This window comes from Bartonella sp. CL71SXKL (assembly GCF_042194935.1).
GTDB lineage: Bacteria > Pseudomonadota > Alphaproteobacteria > Rhizobiales > Rhizobiaceae > Bartonella.
Map to the genome: position 1 here is coordinate 1 of NZ_JBHINI010000043.1, position 4419 is coordinate 4419.

At 36.3% G+C, this 4419-nt stretch carries 4 protein-coding genes and 1 pseudogene; all 5 read right to left on the reverse strand.

The features are described from left to right. Positions 1-2043 (reverse strand): annotated as a pseudogene (locus tag ACFILA_RS09080) (DUF6990 domain-containing protein); the annotation flags it as partial. 99 nt (positions 2044-2142) lie between these two features. Then, complete coding sequence (locus tag ACFILA_RS09085; protein ID WP_375661070.1) at positions 2143-2712, reverse strand: SMI1/KNR4 family protein; 570 nt, start codon at positions 2710-2712, stop codon at positions 2143-2145. 108 nt (positions 2713-2820) lie between these two features. Next, positions 2821-3285, reverse strand: a complete 465-nt coding sequence (locus tag ACFILA_RS09090) for an SMI1/KNR4 family protein (RefSeq protein WP_375661071.1) — start codon at positions 3283-3285, stop codon at positions 2821-2823. Next, positions 3282-3764: an SMI1/KNR4 family protein gene (locus tag ACFILA_RS09095; protein ID WP_375661072.1), complete on the reverse strand. Its 483-nt coding sequence runs from the start codon at positions 3762-3764 to the stop codon at positions 3282-3284. Before ACFILA_RS09095 ends, ACFILA_RS09090 begins: the two co-directional genes overlap by 4 nt. A gap of 46 nt (positions 3765-3810) precedes the next feature. Beyond that, a complete protein-coding gene (locus tag ACFILA_RS09100) occupies positions 3811-4407 on the reverse strand; it encodes an SMI1/KNR4 family protein (protein WP_375661073.1) in 597 nt (198 codons plus the stop codon). Positions 4408-4419 lie beyond the last annotated feature (12 nt).

Consider the following 4419-nt stretch of genomic DNA (forward strand, 5'->3'; position numbering starts at 1 on the left):
TGTGGGTAATCTTTGGCAATTTCGTCGTTATAAAGAATGTCTACTTCACGATCAGCCAATTGATAGCTTGCCATATGATCATTCTCATTGATTTTCTCGGTTGACCAGCCTAAGCTTTTTAAAAGTGCATGAGCACTTTCCATGGTGAGACGATCATCAGTGTCATCCGCTTCCTCTGTCGCCTCAACAGCAATAGTTTTGGAAGCAACAGATGCTGTTTGGGAATCAAGGGACAAAATCGGAGCATTTTTTGGAAAACCCGCTCGATAACCCCGTGCAAGAGTAAGAGCGTTGTCAATCGTATATTTCGTGATACCTTCCACAAAGCTTAAAGAGTTTCCCTTTCTAAAATTCTCTTTATAAAACTTAAGCCTCTCAACATCTCCAATCAGAATAAGCGCAATAAAATGGCGTATTATAAGATCATATTCACTGTCTGAGGGAAAAGCCGCATAATCATAGATGATTTGATTAACATTTTGTCGATCAGCCCAGCACAAAATATCCGCACAGATCTGCTTCAGTTTACCTTCATCAACTTCATTACCAGACACAGTATATATATCTTCTAACTCTTTAAGAACGGTATATTGGGGAGTATTGATGAAAATAGATCGATAAGCTGTAGAAAAACCAAGTGTTGAAAGAGAAACCTTGAAGGTAACAAGCGGTGTCTCTCCGTTTTTATCAAGGTCGTACACTATATTAATGATACGATCTTTCTTTATAAAATAAGCATTGCGATCATAGTTCTTATCGCGATAAACTGTCCAGTCCATCCTTTTTAAGTCTTCAGAAACTGTATTAAGAAAAGACAAATCTTGTAAACTAAGACGATCATCTATGGCTTTTCGCTCATTAAGGATTTTCAGATATTCTTCAGCAAATTGAACGGCCTGGTTAATATATCTCTCTACTTCACTGTCATCCAAGATCTCAGAAATTGTACCTGCTTCTAAAAAACTTTGATAAGATTTCAGGACATCAATTTGACCTGTCAATGCTAAACAAGCCAAATGCCAGACTATACGTATATTGTAGCTATACTTTTGAACACGTGTTTTGCTTTCTATTGATGCTTGTAAATCTTGGGCACGTGCCCACTGTATTATCCGCTCAGAGATTTTGATAAGCTCTTGCTCATCTAATGTCTCTACACAAATATCAATGCCTTTACCAAAACCACTAAAAATCCCCCCCCCTAATCGTATTAAAAGAATTATAAATATTTTTAGGAGAAACGCACCAATATTCCTCACTATAGTGAATACAATTGCAAGCGACAGAAATCATTTCATTAGATATTTCAGCTTCAATACAGACATTGTAATTGTCATGGAGACGTATAAAACCAAAATCAAATTGAATGAAGCGGTCGGGCAAAATCAACCACATTTTTCCAGGCTCCGTAGAAAACCACCCTTGTGTTTTGAGAACGCGCATTGCTGCTGTGAGGCTTATCGAGCGCTGTTTGTTTTTTTTGCGCGTTAGAATATCATCCAACTCCCCATTTTTATAGGCTTGCGCAAAAAAAAGCAGGCGATCATCCGATGTCATTGTTTTATAATATGCAAATTCTGGCACAGATAGTTTTGGAGTAGATCTATCACTCCTTAAAGCCTCCATATCACCAAGTAATGCTTGTGCAACGGCAGAATGATTAGCAGCTTCCTCGCGTAATTTTTGCTCAATATCCTGTGCTTGCGCCCATGCAACCACTTTGTTTAAAGCGGTTGTGATATGGCTTTCGGAAAGATCTGGAGCTTTAACATTAAAATCCTCCTTCGCATAAAACAGCACATCTCCATATTTACGCTGTGATTTTTCACCTCTAGAATATTCCCAGCCAAGACAATAAGCAGCGGTGGTGAGATCAGCCGAAAGCAAAAACTCTTTGCCTCTCTCTCCATAATTTTTTACACCATAGCCAATGCCAATAATGCGATCGGGAAGATGATAATGCGCAAAAGTATCCCCCACGTTATCACGATAAGGCTCCCAGCCCAGTCTTTTTAAAATCTCTGTGACATCTTTGGTTTGCATCATCATTCCCCCAGCATGATCTGTAATTCTTTTACATAAAAATTACTTATGTAATACTTAGGCTCTCTAGAAAGACTATATATTTCCTCACTATCAATTTCACCTCTTCCATAGTTTTTTCCAAAAACTCTTGTAAAAAGGGATAGGTTGCGGAGTGGGAGTGTTCTCAATCTTTTCAATTGGTTGATCACCATCAGGTATCTCAACTCCCACGCTTTCTTTAATTCTTTTGCAAAGGAATTCATAAAAATTACTGGCGTAATATTCGCAATCTTCAGATGGAAGCATGACATAAAGTGGGCATTCACCATCCCGAAACTGCGTATAATCAAAATAAAAAATTTCATCAAAATCAGCGTAACACACGACAAGCTGTTCTGATGTTGCAAAACCATCTCTTCTATCATTTAAGTTTTGGAAAACAATATCACCACCAGGGATATCTGCTCCACACTCCTTATAAAGGCTAAAGATTTCTTCACCACCAATTTCTCCTCCTACATATTTTTTTAAAAAGCTCTTATAAGAAGATGTGAATTGCAAATCGAGAGCTTTCTCCGCCTTTTCAATCCGTAGATCATCAGCCGCATTTTCTTCAGTACGAAAATTGATAATATCATTATATTTATCAACTAATTCTACAACATCATCTAAGGTATAGGTTTTCATAAGTCCTTCCCCCCTAAAAAATATTAACGACGCTTGCATTCTTGAAAAGAAAAAAATAATGGTGGTTTAACATTGCAATTTGAAAGTAAAACCACCATACAAAAAAATCTACTTCAAATTATCTGTAATCCTTTTACAGAGGAATTCATAGAAGTTACTTGCATAATATTGTGGATCTTTGGGTGGAAAATCAAAATAGAGTGCACATTCTCCATTCTGGAATTGAGAATAATCGAAGAAAAATGTCTCTCCAAAATCGGTTCTACTAACAATAAGTTGCTGTGGCGTTGCAAAACCATTTTTTCTATAATTTAAGTTTTTATAAACAATATCATCACTACGAACAATCTCAAAGTTTGTATCATAAACGCTACATATTTCCTCACCACAAATTTCCCCTCTTCCATAGTTTTTTAAAAAACTTTTATAGGAAGACGTAAACTGCAAACCAAGAGTTTTCTCTGCTTTTTCAATCAGTGCATCATCAACTGCTTCATCTGTCGAGCCAAAATCGATACTATCGCTATACTTACTAACTAATTGTGTAACATCCGATAAATTGTAAGTTTTCACGAATCTTCCCCTGCGTGTTCCTTAATTTTTTTGCAAAGGAATTCATAAAAGTTACTTGCATAATAAAGGGGATCTCCAGATATTACCTCAAAATAGAGTGGACATTCACCATCCTGAAACTGAGAGTAATCAAAGTAAAATGTCTCACCAAAATCTGTTCTACTCACAACAAGCCGCTGTGGTTTTGCTAAACCATTTTTTATATCATTTAAATTTCGATAAACAATATCACCAGCATGAATGCCCTTATACTCCGCATAAACGCTAAAGATTTCCTCACTACCAATTTCTCCTCCTTTATAATTTTTTAAAAAATCCTTATAAGAAGCTGTAAACTGTAAACCGAGAGTTTTTTCTGCTTCTTTAATCCGTACATCACTAACTGCATCATCTTCACTACCCAAATTGATAATCTCATCATCATATTTATTCACTTTATCAATTAATACTGCAACATCATCTAAGGTATAGGTTTTCATGGATGAACCTCAAAACTTGCGTTATAAACGCTCCATATTTCCTCTATCAATTGCCCTTCCTCCATAGTTTTTTCCAAAAACTCTTGTAAAAAGGTACGGGTTGCGGAGTGGGAGTGTTCTCAATCTTTTCAATCGGTTGATCACCATCAGGTATCTCAGCTCCCACGCTTTCTTTAATTCTTTTGCAAAGGAATTCATAAAAATTACTGGCGTAATATTCGCAATCTTCAGATGGAAGCATGACATAGAGTGGGCATTCACCATCCCTAAACTGCGTATAATCAAAATAAAAGGTTTCACCAAAATCTGTTCTGTTAACGACAAGCTGTTCTGGTGTCGCAAAACCATGTTTTCTATCGAGTAAGTTTTGGTAAACAATATCACCAGCAGGAACACCTTCCCCACAATCTCCATAAATGCTAAAAATTTCATCACCACCAATTTCTCCTCCTCCATATTTTTTTAAAAAAACTTTATAAGAGGATGTGAATTGTAAACCGAGAGCTTTCTCCGCCTTTTCAATCTGTAGATCATCTGTTTCATTCTCTTCATCATCTTCACTACCCAAATTGATAATATCATCATCATATTTATTCACTTTATCAATTAATACTGCAACATCATCTAAGGTATAGGTTTTCATTAATTATTCTCC